Below are 23,293 nucleotides of genomic sequence, written 5' to 3'. Positions count from 1 at the left end.
CAAAAGCCCTAAATTTAAAGATTTCTAAACGGGTAAATTTAAGGCATTCCATCATGTCTAAAAACATAATGGATAATTCGCATTTTCTGATTTTAATATGCAAAAAACATAATCAAGTCCCCCTTAATTCAATATCAAAATTTATTAATTATTCTTAGTGATGCATATTATAACATAACTTTATTTTTGACCAATCATTTTTTTAAATTTTTTTGCAAAAGGTTGATTTTAAAATAATAAAAATTAAGATTTTAGCATCAAAAAACCCGTATTTACGGGTATTTTTTGCATATTTATATTCACTAAAAAGTGAATTTTTGCCTAAACTGGGAAACTCAGGAATAAAATACTGAAAATCAACTAAAACAATACAATCAAAATCCTGAATAAAAAGCAATAATCTTAATTTTTTGCCTAATTTAGGTGCATTTAGATAATGTCCTTAAAAAACATTTATATTGAATCTTGTTTTTCAGACTTAATTAGATTAGCATCAAAAAATCGCTTTTTGATGCGGCGATATGTTCACTCAATAAATATACGTTTTTGGATATCAACGAATTCAAAAATGACAAAAATAACAACTGCCATTGATGAAATTTTTCAGAAAAATGTCGGGTTATCAAGAAGAAAATGATTAAAGAGTGCAAAAATTACTGACAAAAGAAGAATCCAAATTAATAAAATATAAAAAAATAAAATTTTAAATAAGTAGTAGTAAAACTTTTTTCTATTAAAATTTTTTTCGCTTTTATTAAAAATTGAAGCAAAAACAAACGTATAAAATCAATAATAGTTTTGTACCTCAGCTACAACCCAGTCAAATTCACTAATTTCCTTGCGGTTCCTTAACTTAATATAATAATATTTAACAAAACGTCTAGTAAATAAAACATGCTTAGGGCAGGGAATTTTTTTTCTTAAATTGCTAATTCTTGTTTCCCAATGCTGATATGTTCAGCAAATTTTTCTTGATTTCTTCCTCTTTTTTTTACAATTTTCAGTGTCAACAAGAACAGAATTTACAAAGGATTCAAAATTAAAATTTTGTAAAAATTCAAAGGTTGTGGTTTTATTTTTCAAATCATATTTTCGGTATAAAAATTTCTTAAAAAAGTAAATAACAAATTTTGCTCAAAAAGTATTTAAAAAAAATCCAAAAAACGCAATGAAAGAATATATCGCCACATTCATAATATTCGGAAATCAAATATTATAGTCATAAAAAAAATTATCTTTATTTTCCAAGCTAAAAACAAAATTTTCGCCTAAAGAAAAAAAATGAACTCTATAAACAAAAATTAACACAAATAATAAAATGGTTAAAATAATTGAAAATAAATGAAGAATTAAATAGAAAAGTCACGAAATTAACTTGGTTTTATAGTATAAAATCCCCTCAAAACTGTTGTATTCTACAAGTAAATCGAATAATTTATAATAGCAGTTAGTACCAAAAAATGGGATAAACAAAATTCAATTGTTGAATTTTAAATTAAAAAATTTTTCTAAACTTTCTTTCTTAAACATTATCTAATTAAATTTGTTAATCTCTATTTGATACTCGTCATCAAATTACACTTTGAATAATATCAATTCCCATAATGACAACTTTTATAGTAGGAGACACTCAACTAGCTCATAGTAAAATTGGTTTAGCTCTTAATAACATATCTCTTAAATAATTGATGGTCATAATTATGCCAGTAATACCAAGTTTAGAGAGTTTTACTCCTTTAATATAATTATTACTTCAATCTTTCAAATGACTAATATACTCGTATTGAAGCCATGGGTACCGAGGGTCAGCGGTTATTTTATTATAAGCCTTTTTATATTCAACAGCTAAATTAGTTAAAGTTCCAGCGGCTATTGCTGAAGCAGCAGCACCTAAAAAATTTCAAGCAAAACCATAAGCGATTGCAAGAGCATAATTAATAGCAGCAAAAACTGATGAATTTACATGACCTTTTCAAATTTCATCTGCATATGTTTTAAAGGTCATAGAATCAAAACTTGAATAGGAAGAAAAGTTAACTGAATTAATCTTGGTGTTTTTGGAAGATTCAGCTTTGACTTTTTTAGAATTTTCTTTAATAATTTTGTCCAAATCCAACCCTTTTGTTTTAAACTGTGTTTTTGCTAATTGTTCTAAATCTATACTAGGATTTTTTTCAATTTTGTCTAGGAAAGAATTATAATCATTTTCAAATTTTGTAAAATCAACAATTTTTGTGGGGTTATTTTCCTCAGAATTAGTACTAAAGTTTTCAGCATTTAATTTTCTAATATTATCTAATGTTTTTTTTGCTTCCTCGCGTAATAAAGAAACGTTTACTTTATCTTTTTTGGAATTCATATTAGCATATGAATTATAATTTTGTTCGTTTGATTTGTTGATTGAAGCTGCTATAATAATTGGGGTTGAACCCAAGAGCATTAGCATGCCAAAAGGTAATATTTTTTTCAAAGGTAGTATTTTTTTCATAATTATCCTTTAAATTTATTTAAAATATATAAAATTATTAAGTTAATTTTAACATAATTTAACTAATATAAAAAGTATAAATTCCATTTAAAATAAATTAATAAAAAAATAGACGCATCAAAAAAGGTGCGTCTAAATTAATGTATTTTTCCTTATTTTTTAAGGTGATTTTTTAATCTATTAAAATTTCAGATTTTAAATTTTACCTCATTTTTGTAAGGTTTTTTTGGTTTTTGCTGAAACTTTAATACGAACTTTTTGCCCTGAGGCAGTTTTTAGTACTATTTGTTGTAAATTTAAATTAAATTTACGTTTTGTTGCATTTAGGGCGTGAGAACGGTTATTTCCGCTCATTGGTCCACGTTGTGAAATTGGGTCTTTTCTTGCCATTTTTTTCCTCCTATGATAAGAAAGGGATTATTTTTGACCTTTTTCTAAAGCAATTTTAATGATATTATCAAATTCAGTTTTGCGACTAATTGCCATTTCAGCAAGCATTTTACGATTAATTTCAATGTTTGCCAGTTTGATTTTATACATTAATTGCGAATATGAAATTCCTTGGTCACGAGCTGCAGCATTTATTCTACTAATTCATAATTTTCGAAATTCACGTTTACGCTGTTTTCGATCACGAAAAGCATAGGTTCAAGATTTAATTACTGCCTGTTTTGCAACTTTAAATCCGATGGATTTATGCCCTCAATAACCTTTTGCTAATTTTAATCAACGACGGCGACGCTGGCGCGTTACAGTTCCACCTTTGACTCTCATAATAAAATTTCTCCTTTTATATAATGTAGTTTCAAAAAATTTAGTGAATTCTTTGAATTAATTAAATTAGTTTTTTTATTCTTTTGTAATCTGAAGGATCGATTAAAGTAGCTTTTCTTGATTGGCGCTTTTGTTTTGTAGATTTATTTTGCGCTAAATGTGAGCGATATGCATGTCCGTGTTTAATTTTTCCGGTTGCAGTAACCTTAATTCTTTTTTTCAAAGCTGACTTTGTTTTTAATTTGATTTTAGGCATTTTTTTCCTTATTTTGAATTTCTTCGTATTCTAAAAGTTCTTTTAGCTGTTTTGAAGAAGTGAATTTAGGTAGTTTTTTGCGATCACGTTCAAGATGCATAACTAAAAAATTACCGTTTTGCGAAATTTCCTTGCTTTTTTTTGCAATGTATTTCAATTGGTCAAAAAATATTTCAAGTGTTATTTTACCTTGATCAATTCGGGTAATTTCACGACCACGAAAACGAAGAGCAATTTTCACACGGTCGCCATCAAGAATAAACTCTCTAGCTTTTTTTGATTTTACAAGAATATCTTGCTTGTTAATATTAAAACTAACCCGTATTTCGCGGTTATTAGTAAAGGATTGCTTTTCCTTTTCTTCCTTTTTTTTCTTTTTTATGTCGTATCGAAACTTACCATAATCAAGAATTTTCGCTATTGGAACTTTTTGAACTTTTTCATCTTTAGTTTTTACTTCTTTAATTGAAATTAAAACTAAGTCAAGTCCTTTGGATTTTGCAAGTTCAAGCGCTTCTTTAGTTGAAGTTTTTCCAATTTTTTCATTGTCAGATCCAACTAAAAAAACGTTAGGAAACATAATATTTTCGTTAATTTGGTGATCTTGTTGTGGCTTTCTTTGAAAAAGATTTTTAGGATTCAAAATTTAAATTTATCTCCATTTTCAATGGTTTTTACTATGTTTATACAAAAATCTTAAAAAGTATTAAATTATAATTTAAACAAAAAAATAATAATCTTTGTTTGCTAGGTAAACCCAAGATCTTGCGATCTTCAGGTGAGAGCAAATCTACTTTCTGCAAATAAAAATTTGCATTATAATTATACTTAATTTTTAAATTTTCAAAAGCAAATTTTAAAAAATTTAAAAATTAGTAAACAAATTGCACCATTTTTTCGTTTTCAACGACTAAAAAGGTGTCTCCCTTTTCAGCTCCAAATGGTTTTAAAACATTACGCGCTAAATTAAAATCGCTTTTTATCGCGTTAAATTCAGAAATAGAATTAATTGAAACAAAAACTGAAGATGTTATTCCAAATCCTGAAATTAATTTTTCATTATTTACAACACCAATAACGGCGGTATTTGGACGAAACTTAGCTATTGCTTTTAAAAGTTCACCAGTTCTTGATAGAACAACAGTATATTTTATTTCATTTTCATAAGCAAGGTGAGCTAATTTGTGAGCAATTTTTGCTCGAGGACCTTTTGAGTTTTTGGTAATTACGGCCAACTGTTTTGTATAAAAAAGCTTATTATAGAACTCTTTTTCGGCTCTTTTATTAATTACGGCCATAACTTGAACCGACTCAACAGGAAATTGTCCTTGGGCTGATTCACCAGATAACATTGTCGCATCAGCGCCTAATTCAGTTGCTCAATAAACATCAGAAACTTCAGCACGAGTTGGTTGAGAAGATTTTTCCATTGAGTCAAGCATTTGTGTTGCCACGACAACAGTTTTACCTGCAAAACGGCATTTTCTAATTATTCTTTTTTGCTGATATGGAACTTCTTCATAAGGAACTTCGAGTCCTAAATCACCACGGGCTACCATAATTCCATCAGATAATTCGATAATTTCATCGATATTCTCAAGACCTAATGTTGATTCGATTTTTGAAATTATTTGAATGTGAGAACCACCGTTTTCATCTAAAAGTTTACGTAATTCCTTAACATTTTCAGCTGAATTTACAAAGGATGCAGCAACATAATTAATATTTTCTGAAATCCCAAAAAGCACGTCGTTAATGTCTTTTTGTGATAAAAAAGGTAATGAAAAAGGAACGCCAGGCATGTTTAGGCGCTTATTTGGTTTTAAAATGTGAGAATTTTTTGTCTTTACAACAACTTTTCCATCTTCAATTTCAACAACTTCTGATTGTAATTTTCCATCATCAAAAAGAACTCTGTCGCCAACTTTTAAGTCTTTGTCAATTTCGTGTGAAACAGTTATTACTTGGTCAGTTCCTTCAAAATTTTCATAAGAATCTTTATCAGTTAGGACAGTTAAATGTTGATTTGCAAGAATTTTTTGCGAACCATTAAGAATTTTACCTACACGGATTTCAGGTCCTTTTGTGTCAAGCATAATTGAAATTGGAATTTGAAGTTCTTGAGAAGCTTTGCGAGCATTTTCGAATTTTTGACGTTGTTCTTCGTATGTTCCGTGAGAAAAATTAGCCCGAATTACACTAACTCCAGCCAAAACTAATTGTTTTAAAACCTCATAATCTTGGGTTGATGGGCCGATTGTCGCAATTATTTTCGTTCTTTTTGAAATATAATTTTTCATTGCATTCATGATTTTGATTTGTGTCCTTGTTTTTAGTTTTCGAATTGTTGAAAATATATAAAAAATTATTTATAATTATAATATCAAACTAAAAAATATTAGCAAATTTTTAATGTTTTTTTCAAAAAATCAGGCCCTGAACCTTCAAAATGAAGATTTTTATCTATTTTTGACTTGTTAATAAAAATTTCAAGCTCTTTTTCAGTTTGAAAATGAGGCGAAATTAAGTTTATAGTCTCCAAATTTTCTCAGTTGAATGATAAGAAAATTTGGCTAACTTCAAAATTCTCAACAATAATTTTGAAGTTATTTTCAAATTTGTCAAAATTTTTAAAAAAATCAAATTTGACTTTATAGAAATTCAACAACTTACTTTCATTTTTAAAAGAAAACTCACCAAAAATATCAATTTTTTTTGGTGAGTTTCCAACAAAAGAGTAAATATCAACATTAATTTTGTTTGAATTAAATTTAATGGTTTGGATTGCATTGTCGGCAAATGAATCAGATTTAATTTGGCTAACTCATTCAGGAATTAGGAGGTTTTCAATTTGATTATTTGCAAAAACTGAGCTATTTAATACAGTTACTTTTTCAGGAATTTTAATATTTTTTATTAAATTAGATTCAAAAGCTGAGTCTGAAATAGTTTCAACATTTGGGCCAAAAACTACTTCCTCAATTTTATTTAACATAAAAGCTGACTCGCCGATTTTTAAAAGTGAATTTGGCAAAATTAGTTTTTTTATTTCTAAATTCATTCCTGAAAAAGCAAAATCACCAATTTCTTGAAAATTAAAACATGATAAATCCAGAATTTTTCCTTGCAAAAATTCTGGATTTTTAATTATTTTTAATGCTTCATCGCGGGATAATATGAAAACTTGCACTTTTTTCCTAAATTTTTCCTTTTTTAGATGTTTTTTGGCCTTTTGACTAACTTTGGGTGAAAGGAGATACAAATAATGAAAAAACAACCAAACCAAAATTTCGTTAAATTAAGCGAAAAAGATAAACAAGAAACTGGCGGAGCTGGTGCTTTTGCTGTTATTTCAAATGTAGCAACCGCAGTTGGAAAAATTGCACCTGCTTTATTGGGAATTGCCGCTGTTTATCGAACTTTTACAACAGGATCTGGTGAAATTAAAAGTGACGGTCACACTGTAAAATGAGATGATTCAAAACTTGCTAAAGCAGAAGCAGAAAAAGCACTAAAACAGCCAATTTATTTTATTTATTAACTTAATTACTGTTAAATTCTAAATATAACAGAAAGAATTTTAAACTATTATTTATAAATTAATTGTTCATTTTCTTCTTGGCCAAATTCTAAAATAAAAGCCTCGATTAAATCAGTTGCAGCCTTAATGTCAGAAATACTAATTAGGCCATATGTTGAATGTAAATAGCGCTGCGGAATCGAGATGCTAACTGTAGGAGTCCCATAACCTGAATATTGGAGTTCTTCTGCATCAGTCCCTCCACCTTGAGAAACATATCGGTAAATTGGTATGTTTCTTTCTTTGGCAATTCGAAAAATGATGTCAACAAGTCTTGGATCCATCAAAGCGCCACCATCGGCAATGTCAATAGCAACTCCGGCTCCTAATTTTTGCACGCCAGGGATTGCATCCTCAGTATCATGTGCAGCACCTGTGTCAATTGCAAAAGCAACATCAGCTTTAATCATTTTTGCAACCATTTTTGCACCGCGTGAACCGACTTCTTCTTGAACAGTTCCTACTAAAATTGGGTTAGATTTTAAATTTTTATTATGCAAACGGTGAGCAAGTTCGTCAATTACAACAACTCCAGCACGGTTATCTATCGCTTTTGATGCAAAATAATCTTGATTATGCATCAAAAAACTAGGGTTGCTAAAGTAAATTCTGTTTCCTATTTCAACGGAAAGATCTTGGGCTTCTTTTTTTGATCTAAATCCAAAATCAAAGTAAAGATCTTTTACCATCAAGGCTTTTTCAATTTTCTGGCGCTCCATAATGTGAATGGAAGTATGACCAGCAACACCGTAAAATTCTTGGCCTAAAGAGTTTATTAACTTAAATTTAGCACCAATTACAGCGTTTCCTCAAATACCACCAACAGATTTTACTTTTATATAACCTTTTTCGGTAATATCTAAAACAATGAAGCCAACTTCATCCATATGTGCTGCAACAACTATTTTAGGTCCAGAATTTTGCTTTTTTTGTTGCATAATCAATGACCCAAAACCATCACGAGAATAACTTAGATCAAGATTAGCAGTTGATCTTTTTAATTCAGCAACAATTTCATCCTCATAACGGGACATTCCATCAATATCGCAATATTTTTTTAATTTTTCTAATATTTGCATAACAAATTCCTTTAAACGTTTTTGATATAAAATTATACACTTTTTTCTATAAATTCCAATTAATTTGCTCTTTATTTTTTAGTTTCAAAAAATCATTCATTTTTTCAAAAACTCTTGAATTTTCTAGCGATCTTCAAAAACCTAAGGGCGAAGGGTGTGAATAAAAAAACACTTTTTGAGCAGAAAAGTCCACATTTTTAAGGCAAGTTTTAGCTTTTTGACCTAAAATTAAAAAGACAATGTCTTTTTTGTTGGCCACAATAAAATTTATTAAATTAAGACTAAAAGTTTGTCAACCTATTTTTTCATGTGAATTAGGGCTTGATTCTCTGACAGAAAGAACTGTATTTAACAAAAGAACGCCTTGTTTTGCTCAGTTTTGGAGATTTCCGTCTGTTTTTGAAAAGTTTGGATATGATTTTTTTATTTCAGAAAAAATATTTTTAAGTGACGGTGGTAAAATTTTGGCTCGACTGGAAAAAGCAAGTCCATCTGCCTGTCCTTTTTGGTGATAAGGGTCTTGGCCAACAATAACTATTTTTAAATTTTCAAGACTTGTTAGCTCGATAGCACGAAATAAATCTTGTTTTTGCGGGTATATTTGGTAATTTTTGTATTCAACTTCTAATGTTTTTTCAAGCTGTTGGAAATAGGTTTTTTTACTTTCCTGTTCTAAAAAAGTGGCAAAAGTTAAGCTAGATTTCATAGGTCAAATTATAACAAACTAAAAAAATAATTTTTTTGATTTTTTAATAAAAGTGGTATAATTTTTTTGTTTATTTTGTTAAACCATCCCATACCAAAAAGGTTAAAATCTAAATGATATCAGTATTTAGTGCCTTTAGGATGATTATTCATAGGAGCATCTTATGTTTGCAATTATTAAAACCGGTGGTAAACAGCTTTTAGTTGAAAAGGATCAAACAATTTTTATTGAAAAAATTGATAAAAACGAAGGTGAAAACGTAATTTTCACAGATGTTCTTTTTATTAATGGAAAAATTGGAACTCCTTTTGTTGAAAATGCAACTGTTGTTGGCGTTGTCGAAAAACAAGGCCGTGGTAAAAAAATTGTCGTTTACCGTCACAATCCAAAATCAACTCACAAACGTAAATTAGGGCACAGACAACCCTTTACCCGCGTAAAAATAACAGAATTGAAGGGATAATTTAGAAATGGCAAAGACCAAAGCTGGTGGTTCTACCAAGAATGGCCGTGATTCGATAGGTCGTAGACTCGGCCAAAAAATCGCTGATGGACAATTTGCGCTAACTGGTTCAATAATTTACCGTCAAAGGGGAACTAAAATTTACCCTGGATTAAATGTTGGAATTGGTGGCGATGATACTTTATTTGCACTTGCTGATGGAATTGTAAAATTTCATAAAACTAGAAAGCGCAAATATGCAACAGTTATTGTTAGCGATTAAAATTTTAAACCAAAACAAAAAAAGCTAACGCCCAAAGTGTTAGCTTTTTTAAATTTTCAAATGCAACAAAAAGGAGAATACTAATGTCAAGACACTTTATAAATAACGAGTTTGATATGATTTATAAAATTTACAATGGATTTGGATTAAAACAAACAATAAATTATATAAATGATATTTCGGCAGATACGAATTTTATAACCAGAAAAGATCTAGATCTAGGAATCAAAAAAATTATTCGATGCTATAATAATGGTATGCAAGATCAATTATTAAATAAAAAGGGTGCCAACAAAAAGCCAGGTAGTGGCAAACCTAAAAAACAAATTGAACCCGATTGAAACGAATTTACAATAGAAGAATTAATAGAAATAGCTAAGAGATATTACGAAATAACTAAAAATGAATCAGAATAAGGAAAACTTAGTGAAGCCAAAACACTAAATATTCCCAGAATTTCTTAAATAGAGATTATCTAAAATATCATCAGTAATCTTTTCTTTTGGAAGATCGGTAATTTCTTTAGATATATGCTTGCATGTTTGTGGTGAGTTGCAACACTTAATCACCAATTTTCCATTTTTGGAATCTCATGTAAATTCATTTCTATCAAACTGAGTATGTGAGTTTTTATCTAAAGCTATTAAATTATGAGCTTCTGTGATTTTTTTAACAAAGTATTTTACTTGATCACTGGTAAGATTATATTTTTTCCTATTTACTAGTGTTACTATTTTATCTTTAATTCTTTCAACTGGGAAAATATGCGCTCTGTCTAATAAATGAATTGGTTTATCCAAATCAAGAATATTAATAGAATCTATCTTAATTTTTTGAATTTTTGTTCTTTCTTTTTCTACTAAAGAATTAATTTGATCTAATGATAAATACTTTTCAATTTCTGCTAAAACTTTCTTGCCACTTTCTTTACTGGATTTTTTGCTAGTGAGTTTTACTAATGATTGATAAACTTTATGAAGTTTTGAATTTTTAGGAGCATCTTTAAATCTATCAAAATAATTTTCACCACCTTCGAATAAATCATCATCCTTATAAATACCATAATATTCATCATATTCATAATTATTATTTTTAAAATCAGAATAATATGTGAAAAAGAGTGCAAAATAACTGATATTTTTATCAAAATTTTCCTCATCATCTAAAATAATAGGAGCATTTTCAGGTATAAGCAATTCTCCACTTGGGTTGGAACCATAGATAAATTTATATAAATTTTTAATTGTGGTTAAAAAATTTGGTGTTCTTAATAGTTGATTTAAGTGTACAATTTCATTATCATTTAAGATTTGTAAATCATCTTGATTATAAGTTTTAGATCTAGGTGGTCTATCTTTTTGAGCAACTTTTTGCTCAAGACTATTAAAAAAATCTTCCCTTTTTTTATAATAGCAAAAACTCCTTTTTTTATAATAGCAAAAACTTGTTTTATTAATATGCTTTTGTTCATGTTCTTCTCTATGACTTTTAGTAACTAATTTAGACATGACACAGCTATTAACTTGAATATAAAAATGATGAATTACTAAACTTTCAATATCATAAACAAAAAATATTTCCCCTTTAAATTGTGGTTTATTTTTGTTTTCTGAAAAGTGTTTGCTTTTAATTTTTAATTTACTCCATCTCAAAGTTACACTCATCTATTACTCCTTTTCTAAAAGCAAAACAATTTTTTCAAATAGTGCTTTTAGAACTTCGATAGATATTGAATTACCAGCTAAAAATATTATAGATTTTGGTTGAACTAAATTTGTTTTATAAATTTTATGAGCATCACGTGCTGTAAAACCCATATATTTAAAGGACTCGTAAAAATTTATTTCTCTTATGTAGTTTTCTTGAATCAAAAATTTAAGTCTAGAGTTAGCCCCTGATGCTGTAAGTGTTGGTCCGAAAAAGTCAGGATAATAAATATAGTTTTCAGAATTAAATTTAGTAAAATTAATAATTTCCCTTTTCTTAATTCTTGAGTTTGTTATTCTAGGGCTTGTTAGTTGATATTTAAAAATTTTGCTAGCTAGATTTTCTTCATTTGGTAGATAAGTAAAATCTAAAATCTTTCTTAAATTATTGTTATGTTTTATTGTGGTTGGTCATTCAAATTTTTTATTAGTTAACCAAGAAACCATGAAAACTCTTTGTCTATTTTGAGATGATCCAAAATCAGTAGAGTTTAAAATTTTTCATTTACTTTTGTAGCCTAAAGTTTTTAAAAAATTAATTCAATTATTAAATTCACCACGAAATTTTTGACTAGCTAAATTTTTTACATTTTCCATCAACAAAACTTTAGGTAAATTATCTAAATTATTTTCTAAAATTCTTTTAATTTGCCAAATTAGCCCGCTTCTTGTTGAAGGATTAAGGCCTTTTTGTAATCCTTGTGTCGATAAGTCTTGGCAAGGGAAAGAATAAGTAAAAATATCTATATTTTTAGGTATTTGATTAACTTGATGAATATCTGAATATCAAGGATAATAATTATTTTTATTATTCTTAGAGAGAGAGAGAGAGACGGATTATTGAGCATTTTTAAAAAATAAGGATAAATTTTACGCAATTTATCTTCCTTCATTTTTTGAAAATAATTTTTAGACACTAAATTTTTGCTATCTATTGAAAGGCTTAATGAAGAAAGTTGATCAATAATTACTTCTATTGGTGTTTTTGTATCTGCTGGTAGGACTTCATAATTAATAATTTGATAAGAAATAATAGCGTGAATATATCACTCAATAATTCCTAATGATTCAACTTCAAAATTTAGAGTTTTTCCTACCAATCTGAGCGCACGCAATTGTGATCCTAGACCAGCAAAAGCTTCAAAAATAGTTATTTTTTTCATAAATAACCTTTCTTCAAAAATTACTTTATATTATAACGCGTAATAAAAACTTAAAGTAAATTCAAAGACTATAGAAATCGTAAATTTTACAAAAAGTGTATAAATTTATAGCAAATTTTTAAAAAACCAGACCAAAATAAACCAAGACAAAAAAAGTTAACAGTAAGGTGTTGGCTTTTTTCCGAGTTTATTTTTTAATTTTGTTTATTTTTTAGAGCATAAATCTAAAAAAATTAGTTAGATCAGCCTAAATTTTTAACTCCTGAGTTTGGCAGTTTGATGGCAAAAATTCACATTTTAGTGAATGTAAATATGCAAAAAATACCCGTAAATTCGTGTTTTTTTTAGGCTAAAACCTTAATTTTTATAGTTTAGAAATTAACCTTTTGAAAAAAATGTTTGGCCTAAAATAAAATTATGTTATAATAAGACTCACTAAGAATAAATTAATAAATTTTGATATTGAATTAAGGGGGAATTAGTTATGTTTTTGTCATAAAAAAATCAGAAAATGCGAATTATCCATTATGTTTTTAAATATGATGGAATGCCTTAAATTTACCCGTTTAGAAATCTTTAAATTTATGGCTTTTGGTTATTGTTCTTTCAAAACTTCATATATTTTTTTAGGCTCACTGTAAATAAAAATGAGTTTTCTATTTGCATTGAGTTTAAATAGTAGTTGTATTTTTTCTTTCGTGATGGTCAGATTTAAAATTTAGTGTTTTTGCTTTGTAGTTATTATTCCTGAATTTGCCAAAAAAGTTAAAAAAGTGCCCAAAAAATCGGACACTTTTTTAAGATTATCTCACCAAACTGGGAAGATCAGGAAAAGGCAAAAAAATTACTTAGATCAACCTAAATTTTTCACTAACTCCTTTTTGTAATCTTCAACACCAGGTTGATTAAATGGATTAACTCCGAGCAAATAAGCCGACATTGCGCATGCTTTTTCAAAAAACATTACTAAATGACCAAATGTTTTTGGCGAGCTATCTTCAACTTGAATTACAAAATTAGGGTTATTTCCTTGCTCTGAATGCGCTAGTGTTGTTGCTAAAAATGCTTGATAATTAATTTCATTTAAGGTTTTTCCTGAAAGTGTGTTAATTTTTGTTTCAAAAGTTGGCAACTTTTTAATTTCAATGTCAAATTTTGGTTTCTTTATATAAATAACGGTTTGAAAAAAATTTTTAGTTCCTGATTGAATAAATTGACCAAGTGAATGCAAATCTGTAGTAAAAATTGCAGAAGCTGGAAAAATTCCTTTTAAATTTTTTCCTTCAGATTCACCAAAAAGTTGTTTTCACCACTCATTAAAATACATTAAAAATGGTTCATATGAAACTAAAATTTCAGTTTTATAGTCGTGATTTTTGTAAAGTAAAAAACGAGAAAGTGCGTATTTATAGGCTAAATTTTCTTCAACAAGCTCTTTTGAATAACTCTTGTGCGCTTGTTTTGCTCCTTCAATTACCTCAAAAACATCAATTCCAGCAAATATCATTGGAAAAAATCCAACAGATGAAAGAACGCTAAAACGGCCACCAATTGAGTCAATAACTTCAAATGTTTCAAAATTATTTGCTTTTGCTATTTCTAAAAGTTCGCCAGATTTAAAACCTGTTGTAACAAAAGTCCTATTTTTCGCCTCTTTTTCACCAACTTGATCAACTAAAAATTGGTATAAAATTTGAAATGTTACTGCTGGCTCAATTGTTGATCCAGATTTGGAAATAACATTAATTGCGAATTTTTTTGTCTTTAAATATTCAAGTTTTTGGGCTAAATCTGTTGATGATAGCGAATTTCCTAAAAAAATAACCTCGGGTTTATTGTCAAAAGGACCAAGACCACCTGTAAAATCAATAGCAGCTTTTGCGCCCAAATATGAACCACCAATTCCAATTACAACTAAAATATTAATAGAGTCTTCATATAATTTTTGGATTTTTTGCTGCATTTTTTTGATTTCATCAAAATTAACAGCAGAACTAGGAAAATCATTTCACCCTAAAAAATTAATATCAGGACTAGATTTTGAATTAATTTTTTCGTGAATTTCAGCAACTTTTTGCTGAAATTCACTATAATTCAGGTTTATTTTTGACTTTATTTCTAAACTTAGACTCATAATTTATTTGCTCCTCGCATAATTTTTGTAGATTTTTAAATCCTGATTGAGTTTCTAAAAGATGTTCGGCTTCATTGTAGTAAATTACTCTACGGCTATCTGAAAGTGATGCTTTTTTGTTAAAATGAGAAATTGTCTCAATTTTTAAAATAAGTTGTTGGCCTATTTGGTAATAATTATCAATTTTTCGACCATTTGTTAGTTGTTTTGCATCTAAAAAAACAACGCCATCATAGCCATCAGGCATTGAAACCCAAAAATATTTTTTATGTAGAGATTTGATTTTACATAGTACTTTGTCACCGATATCCATAATTTTACTCGCTTTTTATTATTTTTGTTTAATCAAATAAATTTACTTGCATTATTTTAGAAATTTTACCAAAAACTCCCAATTATATTAATTTTTTTAGTGCTGTATTGTTTGTTTTTGCTTGGTCTGAAAATCTTCAATTGACAAAAAAGACCGTAAATTACGGGCTTGAATGATTTTTCAGGTGTTAATATCACAAATTCCATCAACTGAAATAAATTGTGGAATTAAGAATTATTTTTTCCCTGGGTTTGTCAATTTGATAGCAAAAATTAAGACAAAGGGTTAAATTTAACACATCAAATCTGCAAATGATATTTAAAAATCGCAATGGTGTTTCTAGTGATCAAACAATTTGAAATAGCATAATTTCTACTTTGATATCCTAATAAATCACTAATAAAATTTGTAATTAGCTTTTGCTAAAAAAGTTAAAAAGTACAGAAATCCCGAGACTTTTTTAAAATTATCTCATCAAACTAGGAAACTCGGGAAGACTCAAAACAAAATAAATTAGTAGAAAAATTAACAAAAGTGGTACAATCAAAATCATAGATAAAAACTAGTTGTTTGAATTTTTTCTACTAATTTTAATAATTCTTATCCTTCAAAAAGTCAAAATGTCAGCCATGTTTTTGGGAAATAAAGAACCATAGGAATAATGACATAGGCTATATAAAGAAATAAGAATGGTAGTCCTCAAAAAGCAACATCACTTTCAAAAAGTTCTTTATATAGATTCACATTTAATTGGTCTCAATAATAATATCCTGCAACTAATCAAAGTGGATATCATGTAAATATAAAATGCAATGCTGTAAAAATAAAATAAAATATTAAAAAATATTTTCATTTTTTTGGATTGATTTTTGATTCTGAATTATTAGAATTATCAGAATTAAATAAAAACACTTCCAAAATTATATGAGAATAATATCTTGGTAAATAACCTTGTGAATGTCATGAAATGTTATTTATTCACTTGATAATATTTTCGACAATTTGATCATATTGGTGTCAATTATTAATGTCGAAATGACGTGAATAAAGTTTTCTTTGGCACACAAATTTATAATATCTATCATAATCAAAGTTAGTTAAGAAACCGAATTTATTTTCTGGATTTAGTCGACCTAATTTTTGTTTCACTTTTTTTATTAAATAAAAACGGAATGTTTTTTGTAAAAAACTACAAACATATGAATAAGGAAAATAAAAAATTAAGTAAGTAATTATTTCAAGCAAATGCAAAATAAAAAAATTATTAAAAATTTTTAAATAAAAATGTCTTAAAAAATCTCCATTATGACTCAAACTTAACATTGAAACAATTGCGAGATAAGGGAATGGATAGCTTATTAAAAAAAACAAAATAAGCAAAAAATAATGCTTTTTTTGCTTATAAGGATTAAACAGAAAAACTAAATAGACAAAAAGGCTAAAATACAAAATATTAGACAAAAACGGGATTATTGAAAATTTTTTTGGTATTTTAAGATTTAGAAATTTTTCAACTGTGGATCAAAAGTTCATTTTTTTAATTAACCTAAGGAAATAATTGATGGAAAATCCTATTAAATAACACAATAAAATTTGGAATTGTGTAAAGATTTGACTTTGAATAAAACTTTGCCACCGATATTCATAATTTTACTCGCTTTTTGTTGTTTTTACTTAATCAAATAAATTTACTTGTGTTGTTTTAGAAATTTTATCAAAAACTCCCAATTGTATTAATTTTTTTAGCGCAGTATTATTTGTGTCTGTCCTGGTTTGAAAATCTTCAATTGACGAAAAAGGTCGTAAATTACGGGCTTGAATGATTTTTCGGGCATTAATATCACCAATTCCATCAACTGAAATAAATGGTGGAATTAATGAATTATTTTCTTTATTAACAATTCAATTTTGGGCATCTGACATTAAAAGATTAACATTTTCAATTTCAAATCCTCGTAGTTTTAGTTCAAGACTGATTTCTAAAAAGGGAATTAAATCCTTTTCTTTTGGGGTTAAAGCTTGGCCTGATCCGTTTTGATTTGTTTGCTTTTGTTGTAGTGTCAGAATTTTAGCCTCAATTTTGTCCGGCGGCTGAATTAATGTATCAATATCTTTAACATCAGGTCTGATTGAAAAATATGATGAATAAAATGCAAGTGGGTGATATAGTTTAAAATATGCGATTTTTCAAGCTTTCATTGCATAGGCAACCGCGTGGGCTTTTGGAAACATATAGCCAATTTTTTGCAATGAGTCAATATACCAAGTTGGCACTTTTTTTTCAGTTAAAATATCAATTTCGCCTTGTGTAAGTCCTTTTCCTTTTCGAACTTTTTCCATAATATTAAAAGCATCAAGATGATCTAGTTTCATTCTTAAAAGATAAATCATAATATCATCACGACACGAAATTACCTCGTTAATTGCGTGGTTTTTTTTGGAAATTAGCACTTCAGCATTATTTTGCCAAACTCCACCTCCGTGAGCTAGACCACAAACTGCGACAATATCAGCAAAAGATTTTACCTTTGCAACTTGAAGCATTCTTCTAACAAAAGGAGTCCCAAATTCTGGAATTCCAATTGTTCCCGTCTGTTCGCCAAGCATTTGACCTGGTTGAATACCTAATTCTTTTGCAGTCGTAAAAAGTGATAAGATTTTATGGTCACTTTTTGGAATTTGATCCGATTTTACACCAGTAATTTCCTCTAAATGAAGCAAAATTGTCGGATCATCATGGCCTAAAATATCTAGTTTTAAAAGATTATCATGAAGCGCATTATAATCAAAATGCGTTGTTTTTCAGTCAGATTTTTCATTATTTGCTGGAAAATTAATAGGGGTAAAATCTTCTATTTCACGATTTTGAGGAATGACTATAATTCCACCAGCGTGTTTTCCTGATGTTCGTTTTACACCTTGGGCTTTTGTGGCCAGAAAATCGAGAAATGTATTTGTAAAATATGAAACTTCACGGTTTAGATCAAATTTTGAATCATACATTGCCTTAAATTCGCCAAGTTTTCTCCCTAAACCAAAAACAGTTTTTTCGGCATTTGTCAAAATAGTTCCGGCACGAAATGTTTTATCTTTTCCAAAAAGGTCACGAACAAAATCGTGCATTTTAAGTTGCGTCTCACCTGAAAAATTTAGATCAATGTCAGGAACTTTTTCGGCATTAAATCCTAAAAAAGTCTCAAAAGGGATGTTATGACCGTCTTTATCCATAAGTTGACCACAATTTTGACATTCTTTGTCTAACAAATCATATCCTGATAAAAATTCTTGTGAATCAAAAAATTCCACTTTAGAGCATTTTTGGCACAAATAATGTGGTAAAAGTGGGTTTACATCTGTAATTCCAGTCAAATATGCAACAATAGAAGAACCTACCGACCCACGGGAATCGACAATTGCACCTTGAGATTTAGCTTCATCAACTATTCGCTTTGAAATTCAATAAACAACGTGAAAACCGTGCTGAATGATTGGAATAAGTTCCTTTTCTATTCTAGTTTTGATAATTTCTGGCAATGGATTCCCGTATTTTTTATATGCATTTTTGTAAACATTTTCTTTTAAATTAACTTCGGAATTATCAAATTCTGGCGGGTGAAGGCCGGGTTTAATAATTTCAATGCTATCTGAAATTGAATTAGCAATTAAATTAGAGTTTTTTACCACAAATTCATCAACTAATTCAGGATTTTGTAAAAATTCAAACTGTTTTTTTAACTCATCAGTTGTAAAAAAATGTTTATCAGGAAAAATATGACTGTTTTTAGGGTCTTTTCGTTCTTTTTCTTGGTGATCAAACAAATGATGGTTAACTCCGCCGACACCTTTTGCATAAATATAAAGTTCATGAAAAATTTTTTCACGAGACTGGCAATAACGAACATCGCCAATTGCAACAGCTGGAATTTTTAATTTTTTTGCCAAATTCAACAAGTTTTTTATCAAATCTTCAATCTGATTTTGTGTAAAAATTTCACGTTTTACTAAATGAACAAACGCAGTTGGAGGTGGAACTTCGATAAAATCAAATATTTTTTCAAATTTTTCAACACTGTCAGGCCCAAAATAAAGTAAATTCTGGATCAAAAGCGAATCAATTCCTCCTGAACCTACCAATAAATCAGGGTCTTTTTCCATTTTGTCATAAAAAATTAGCGGACGGGAAATTAAATTTTCTGTGTTTGCTAGCGACACTAATTTATAAAGTTTTTTTAGGCCGATTTGATTTTTGGCTAATATTGTCAACTGTTTTGGGAAAATTTTTTCTGGGCGAAGATCAAAAATTGAATTTTTTACTGATGAAAGTTGCTCTAAATCTTGAATATTTTGGTTTTGTAATGTATTAAGAAAATTTCTTCACACATTGGATAAAATTTGCGCATCATAATCTGCCCGGTGAGCTACCTCATCATCATAATAAATTTCAAATCTTTTTGCCACATTTTTAAGACTATGACTTTTTTCTGAAGGATTCAAAAAACGACTTACTTCGAGCGTATCAATAATCGGATTTTCCACTGATTTTTGCGCATGTTTTTTAAAAAATTGATTTAAAAAATTAAAGTCAAAATTTGCATTATGGGCCACTAGAACCGAATTTTTGATAATTTTGTCTATTTTTTCAACAGCAACGACCGGCAAAATAGCCAATTCGTCAATCATTTCCTGGGTAATTCCAGTAATTTTTGTAATTAAATGTGGTATTTTTTGTGATGGTTTAATGAAAAACTGATGCTTTTCAATTTCAATTCCATCTTGAAAAACAAGCGCACCAAATTCAATAATTTCATTATAATATGATGAAAGTCCGGTTGTTTCTAAGTCAAAAATGACAAATCTTGCTGAATTTAGTGACTGATTTTTACCATTAAAATTTAAAACTTTTTCAATTTTTGATGAATATGTTGAAAAAGTTGAACCGTAAATAGGCTTAATATTTGTTGATTTAATAGCAGCGTAAAACTCAGGAAAAGCTTGGACAGAATCTAAATCAGCTATTCCAATTGCCGAATATCCATTTTTTAACGCGTGACGAACATATGCGCTTGCACTTGCAATTCCGTCCATAGTTGATTTTCAAGTTCTAGCGGCAATTTCAACTCTTTTTTCATTAGCAGTATCAATATTTTGGTCAGGAAAAAAGTCAGATGTTTCTATTTTAGTAATGTCACACAAAGTTAGATCAGTATTTGACTTATATCGCGAGGTTGTGTCCTTGATTTCAGCACGAATTTTTACTAAATCGCCAACTTTTAGGTCAACATTTTGATTCGCTCGCAAAAATTTATCAACAACAACTGCTTCTTTGTATTCATAGTCATTTACATAAATTTTTAAAATTTGACCACCGTTTTTTGATTTTATTGTTGAAATTTTATAAATTTCACCGTGGAATTCAACATTAGAATTCTTATGTGAGCGAATGAATTTTAAATTAATAAGCTCAAAATTTCTGCATTTTTTCGAGGTTTTTTTCTTGCTAACAGAAGCCTGAGATGTTGAAGGGTCTAAAACACTTTCTATGGTTAAATTTAATTCTTTTTGAGGTGGTAATTGCTTGTCTTCAAGTATAAAAATTAGATCTAAATGAATTAGACCAATTTTTTTTATTATTTTCAGCAATTTATTTTCGTACTCTTTAAAAAAATCATGGCTTTCTGAGTCTCGAAAAAAAATTTTAAATTTAGCAGCACCGGCTCTTACAATTTCTTTATCTTCAAAAAAATTCTTAGATTTTGAAAACGTTTCCATTAAACCGTTTAGATATTCTAATAATTCATGTTCATGAAAATAATTCTGTTCAATTTCATAATCAAAATTAATTTTACAACTTGAAATTGAGGATTTTTTATTAATTGTCGAAATTAACTTAATAAAAGAATATAAGTCAAAAAATTTTGGTAGGCTAGTTTTTTTAAATATTGCTGAAAATTCGTTTGGAGCATTATCATTGTCTGAATTTTCGTTTTGAATTATTCGAACATCATCTCAATCTGGCGGTATTTGCCAATTAACTCACTCACAAAATTTTTTGAATCTTACATTCATAGCCACCCTCATTCTTTTTAAAAAAAAGAAAAAATTAAATTATTAGAATAATTGTAAAAAATGATAGAAAAACAAAACTAATAGAGTCAAGACGGTCAAAAATTCCACCATGACCCTTAATAATTTGTGAAAAATCCTTTATATTCAAGTATCTTTTTATAACAGAAAAAAATATGTCCCCAAAAATAGCTACAATTGGCAGGAAAATTACTGCCAAAATTTTAAATAATAGTCAATTATTCAATTGAATTCCGAAATTTAGATGTAAAAAAATTAATAAAGTAAAAATTAAGGAAAAAATGAAGGAAAAAATGAAGCCTTCCATTGATTTTTTGGGAGAAAAATCAAATTTTCAAGGAAATATTTTTCTTCCAAAAAGTGAACCAAAAATGTAACCAGAAATGTCGGAAATTACGGCAATTAAAGCCAAAGAAATAACTAAAAACACATTAAATGTGTTTAATATTCACAAAAATTTAAAAAATAATGTGACTATAAAAATAATTATAAATTTAAGTAAAATATCTGAAAAAAAACGCGAATTAGTTTTTTGTTTAGAGTCCATAAATCTAATAACTATTAAAAAAGGTAAGGTGAAAAAAATATGATAATCTAAAACTTGTTCTCTTGCAAAAAATTCTATTGAACTTCAACTAAACTCGACGTCTTTAGAAAAATAGATCTGATTTAAGTTAAAATTTGAAGGTAATAAAAATAGTAAAAAACCTAATGATGCAGATATTGCAGCAAAAATTTTTTTGGATTGAAAGTGAAAAAAAATTTCGTATAAACTATAAAATAAAACAAATGCTAAAACACCAAAGGAAATTATTCGCCCCCAAAAATGTCAATAATAACCTACAAATAAAATTGGAGCAATTATTGCGATAATAAAAACTGAGGATAAAAAGCGATATAAAAATTCCTTAGATCTAAAATTTGGGAAAAATGCCCGCATTTTTTAAAGAGTTTGAATTTCTTTTACTTTTTTTTCGTAAATTTCATCAATTTTTTCTATTTGTGAATTGATTGTTTTTTGAACCTGGTTGAGATAGTCTTTTTCTTGATCCTCGGAAAGCTCTTCTTTTTTTATTAATTTATTAACATCTTGACGAATTAGACGTATTTTAACTTTAGCTTCTTCATGAATTTTTTTCAATAAATGAACACTTTCCTGGCGTTTTTGCTGTGTTGGTTCAGGAAAAATTATACGGACTTGGTTAGCTTCTTTTTGAACTTGAGCATCAATTTTTGATGCAACTATTGCAGTTGCAATTTCCTTTACAAGTGACATTTCATACGGTCTTACTAAAAGTTGTAAGGGTACAGGGGTTGAAATTGATGCAATTTCATTAATTGGGGTTAGCGTCCCGTAAAAACTAACTTTAATATGGGAAATTAATTGGGGATTTGGTGCACCAACGCTTACTTTTTGGAAACTTTTTTCCAAATAGGAATAAACATCTTGCGCTTTTTGTTCTAGAATTTCTTTATAAAAATTGAATTCAATTTCAGATTTCATTTTAATAAACCTCCGTATGTTTGATTTGACCTTTTATTAATTTTACAATGCTATTTTCTTCTTTAATGTCGAAAATTAATAATCTAATCTTGTTATCGCGCGCCATCGAAAAGGCTGTTGAATCCATTACTTTGAGATTTTTTTCAATAACTTGATCATAAGTAATTTTATCATATCTAATTGCATTTGGATTAATTTTAGGGTCAGAATCAAAAACCCCGTTTACATTATTTTTACCAACTAGAATTAAATTTGCATCCATTTCAGAGGCAAAAAGGGTAGCGGCGCTGTCTGTTGTAAAAAATGGACGACCTGTTCCACCGACAAGAATTAAAACATGACCATCTGAGAGATATTTAATAGCTTTTTCTCGAACAAAATACTCACAAATTCGAGGATCCAAACTCATTGAAGACAAAACGCGAGTTTTGATTTTTAAATCACGAAAAACTGAATCAAGGGCCAGTCCATTCATTACCGTCCCAAGCATGCCGATATAATCGGCAGTATTTCGATTTATTCCGTTTTTTGCAGCGGAAGTTCCACGCCAAAAATTTCCACCGCCAATCACAATTAAAATTTTATAACCCAATGCTTGAATTTCTTTAAGTTGATGGCCAATTCGACCGACAAGTTCATAATCAATTGCGAGTGATTTTTGTTTGTTAGCTAGACTTTCACCCGAAAGTTTAATTAGAATAGTTGACTTCATGTTATCTCAAAAAATTTTATTTAATTATACTTTATTTTAATCGATTATTTACAAAAAAGGAAAAATTTA

General features: G+C 28.4%; 24 protein-coding genes. 4 read left to right on the top strand and 20 right to left on the bottom strand.

What is annotated here, in order from left to right; translation table 4 throughout:
* Positions 1-453: 453 nt before the first annotated feature.
* From R7X45_RS00510 to R7X45_RS00475, 8 genes are all read right to left on the bottom strand, one after another.
* Complete coding sequence (locus tag R7X45_RS00510) at positions 454-663, bottom strand: hypothetical protein (RefSeq protein WP_318055527.1); 210 nt, start codon at positions 661-663, stop codon at positions 454-456.
* An 883-nt stretch (positions 664-1,546) separates the two neighbouring features.
* On the bottom strand, positions 1,547-2,488 hold the full coding sequence (locus tag R7X45_RS00505) for a hypothetical protein (protein ID WP_318055526.1): 942 nt from the start codon (positions 2,486-2,488) through the stop codon (positions 1,547-1,549).
* 195 nt (positions 2,489-2,683) lie between these two features.
* On the bottom strand, positions 2,684-2,878 hold the full coding sequence (gene rpmB / locus R7X45_RS00500; RefSeq protein ID WP_010321263.1) for a 50S ribosomal protein L28: 195 nt from the start codon (positions 2,876-2,878) through the stop codon (positions 2,684-2,686).
* Between the two features lie 27 nt (positions 2,879-2,905).
* Positions 2,906-3,262, bottom strand: a complete 357-nt coding sequence (rplT, locus tag R7X45_RS00495; RefSeq protein WP_318055525.1) for a 50S ribosomal protein L20 — start codon at positions 3,260-3,262, stop codon at positions 2,906-2,908.
* A 61-nt stretch (positions 3,263-3,323) separates the two neighbouring features.
* On the bottom strand, positions 3,324-3,518 hold the full coding sequence (rpmI, locus tag R7X45_RS00490) for a 50S ribosomal protein L35 (RefSeq protein ID WP_044284348.1): 195 nt from the start codon (positions 3,516-3,518) through the stop codon (positions 3,324-3,326).
* Complete coding sequence (infC, locus tag R7X45_RS00485; RefSeq protein WP_069097884.1) at positions 3,511-4,161, bottom strand: translation initiation factor IF-3; 651 nt, start codon at positions 4,159-4,161, stop codon at positions 3,511-3,513. The genes rpmI and infC overlap by 8 nt, the downstream gene beginning before the upstream one ends.
* Before the next feature lie 229 nt (positions 4,162-4,390).
* Complete coding sequence (gene pyk / locus R7X45_RS00480; protein WP_080684857.1) at positions 4,391-5,827, bottom strand: pyruvate kinase; 1,437 nt, start codon at positions 5,825-5,827, stop codon at positions 4,391-4,393.
* Between the two features lie 89 nt (positions 5,828-5,916).
* Positions 5,917-6,708 (bottom strand): leucine-rich repeat domain-containing protein, encoded by a 792-nt coding sequence (locus tag R7X45_RS00475; RefSeq protein WP_318055524.1) that lies wholly within the window; start codon positions 6,706-6,708, stop codon positions 5,917-5,919.
* 75 nt (positions 6,709-6,783) lie between these two features.
* Here R7X45_RS00475 and R7X45_RS00470 point away from each other — a divergent pair, with 75 nt between their 5' ends.
* Positions 6,784-7,059, top strand: a complete 276-nt coding sequence (locus tag R7X45_RS00470) for a hypothetical protein (protein WP_318055523.1) — start codon at positions 6,784-6,786, stop codon at positions 7,057-7,059.
* A gap of 47 nt (positions 7,060-7,106) precedes the next feature.
* Here the strand turns inward: R7X45_RS00470 and R7X45_RS00465 are convergent, their stop codons facing one another.
* Positions 7,107-8,177 (bottom strand): M20/M25/M40 family metallo-hydrolase, encoded by a 1,071-nt coding sequence (locus tag R7X45_RS00465; RefSeq protein WP_252262924.1) that lies wholly within the window; start codon positions 8,175-8,177, stop codon positions 7,107-7,109.
* Positions 8,178-8,223: 46 nt separating this feature from the next.
* Positions 8,224-8,883, bottom strand: a complete 660-nt coding sequence (locus R7X45_RS00460; RefSeq protein WP_318055522.1) for a uracil-DNA glycosylase — start codon at positions 8,881-8,883, stop codon at positions 8,224-8,226.
* A gap of 163 nt (positions 8,884-9,046) precedes the next feature.
* On the opposite strand from R7X45_RS00460, the gene rplU reads away from it, so the two are divergent.
* From rplU to R7X45_RS00445, 3 genes are all read left to right on the top strand, one after another.
* On the top strand, positions 9,047-9,346 hold the full coding sequence (rplU, locus tag R7X45_RS00455; RefSeq protein WP_044284344.1) for a 50S ribosomal protein L21: 300 nt from the start codon (positions 9,047-9,049) through the stop codon (positions 9,344-9,346).
* A gap of 7 nt (positions 9,347-9,353) precedes the next feature.
* Positions 9,354-9,608 carry a 50S ribosomal protein L27 gene (gene rpmA / locus R7X45_RS00450; RefSeq protein WP_010321253.1) on the top strand — a complete coding sequence of 85 codons (255 nt, stop codon included), beginning with the start codon at positions 9,354-9,356 and terminating at the stop codon, positions 9,606-9,608.
* Positions 9,609-9,691: 83 nt separating this feature from the next.
* Positions 9,692-10,024 (top strand): hypothetical protein, encoded by a 333-nt coding sequence (locus tag R7X45_RS00445; protein ID WP_318055521.1) that lies wholly within the window; start codon positions 9,692-9,694, stop codon positions 10,022-10,024.
* Between the two features lie 24 nt (positions 10,025-10,048).
* On the opposite strand, the gene R7X45_RS00440 is transcribed toward R7X45_RS00445, so the two are convergent.
* From R7X45_RS00440 to pyrH, 10 genes are all read right to left on the bottom strand, one after another.
* Positions 10,049-11,272, bottom strand: coding sequence for an MAG4270 family putative restriction endonuclease (locus R7X45_RS00440; RefSeq protein WP_420372466.1), 1,224 nt, complete (start codon positions 11,270-11,272; stop codon positions 10,049-10,051).
* Between the two features lie 3 nt (positions 11,273-11,275).
* On the bottom strand, positions 11,276-12,055 hold the full coding sequence (gene dcm, locus R7X45_RS00435) for a DNA (cytosine-5-)-methyltransferase (RefSeq protein ID WP_318055528.1): 780 nt from the start codon (positions 12,053-12,055) through the stop codon (positions 11,276-11,278).
* A 2-nt stretch (positions 12,056-12,057) separates the two neighbouring features.
* Positions 12,058-12,477, bottom strand: coding sequence for a DNA (cytosine-5-)-methyltransferase N-terminal subunit (gene dcm_N / locus R7X45_RS00430; RefSeq protein WP_318055519.1), 420 nt, complete (start codon positions 12,475-12,477; stop codon positions 12,058-12,060).
* A gap of 844 nt (positions 12,478-13,321) precedes the next feature.
* A complete protein-coding gene (locus R7X45_RS00425; RefSeq protein ID WP_318055518.1) occupies positions 13,322-14,611 on the bottom strand; it encodes a glucose-6-phosphate isomerase in 1,290 nt (429 codons plus the stop codon).
* Complete coding sequence (locus R7X45_RS00420) at positions 14,565-14,924, bottom strand: hypothetical protein (protein ID WP_069098827.1); 360 nt, start codon at positions 14,922-14,924, stop codon at positions 14,565-14,567. Before R7X45_RS00420 ends, R7X45_RS00425 begins: the two co-directional genes overlap by 47 nt.
* A gap of 600 nt (positions 14,925-15,524) precedes the next feature.
* Entirely contained in the window at positions 15,525-16,073 is a 549-nt protein-coding gene (locus R7X45_RS00415; protein ID WP_318055517.1) for a hypothetical protein, read from the bottom strand.
* A gap of 525 nt (positions 16,074-16,598) precedes the next feature.
* On the bottom strand, positions 16,599-20,990 hold the full coding sequence (locus R7X45_RS00410) for a PolC-type DNA polymerase III (protein ID WP_318055516.1): 4,392 nt from the start codon (positions 20,988-20,990) through the stop codon (positions 16,599-16,601).
* A gap of 34 nt (positions 20,991-21,024) precedes the next feature.
* The gene (locus R7X45_RS00405; RefSeq protein ID WP_318055515.1) at positions 21,025-21,948 is read right to left on the bottom strand and encodes a phosphatidate cytidylyltransferase; all 924 of its coding nucleotides are present in this window, start codon (positions 21,946-21,948) and stop codon (positions 21,025-21,027) included.
* Between the two features lie 3 nt (positions 21,949-21,951).
* Positions 21,952-22,512 (bottom strand): ribosome-recycling factor, encoded by a 561-nt coding sequence (locus R7X45_RS00400; RefSeq protein WP_044285784.1) that lies wholly within the window; start codon positions 22,510-22,512, stop codon positions 21,952-21,954.
* Position 22,513: 1 nt separating this feature from the next.
* Positions 22,514-23,224 (bottom strand): UMP kinase, encoded by a 711-nt coding sequence (pyrH, locus tag R7X45_RS00395; protein WP_044284330.1) that lies wholly within the window; start codon positions 23,222-23,224, stop codon positions 22,514-22,516.
* Positions 23,225-23,293 lie beyond the last annotated feature (69 nt).

It is taken from the genome of Mesomycoplasma ovipneumoniae (assembly GCF_033343935.1).
Classification (GTDB): Bacteria; Bacillota_I; Bacilli_A; order Mycoplasmatales; family Metamycoplasmataceae; genus Mesomycoplasma; species Mesomycoplasma ovipneumoniae_G.
The sequence above is the reverse complement of the archived record's forward strand: the minus strand, read 5'-3'. Positions and strand labels throughout refer to the sequence as shown.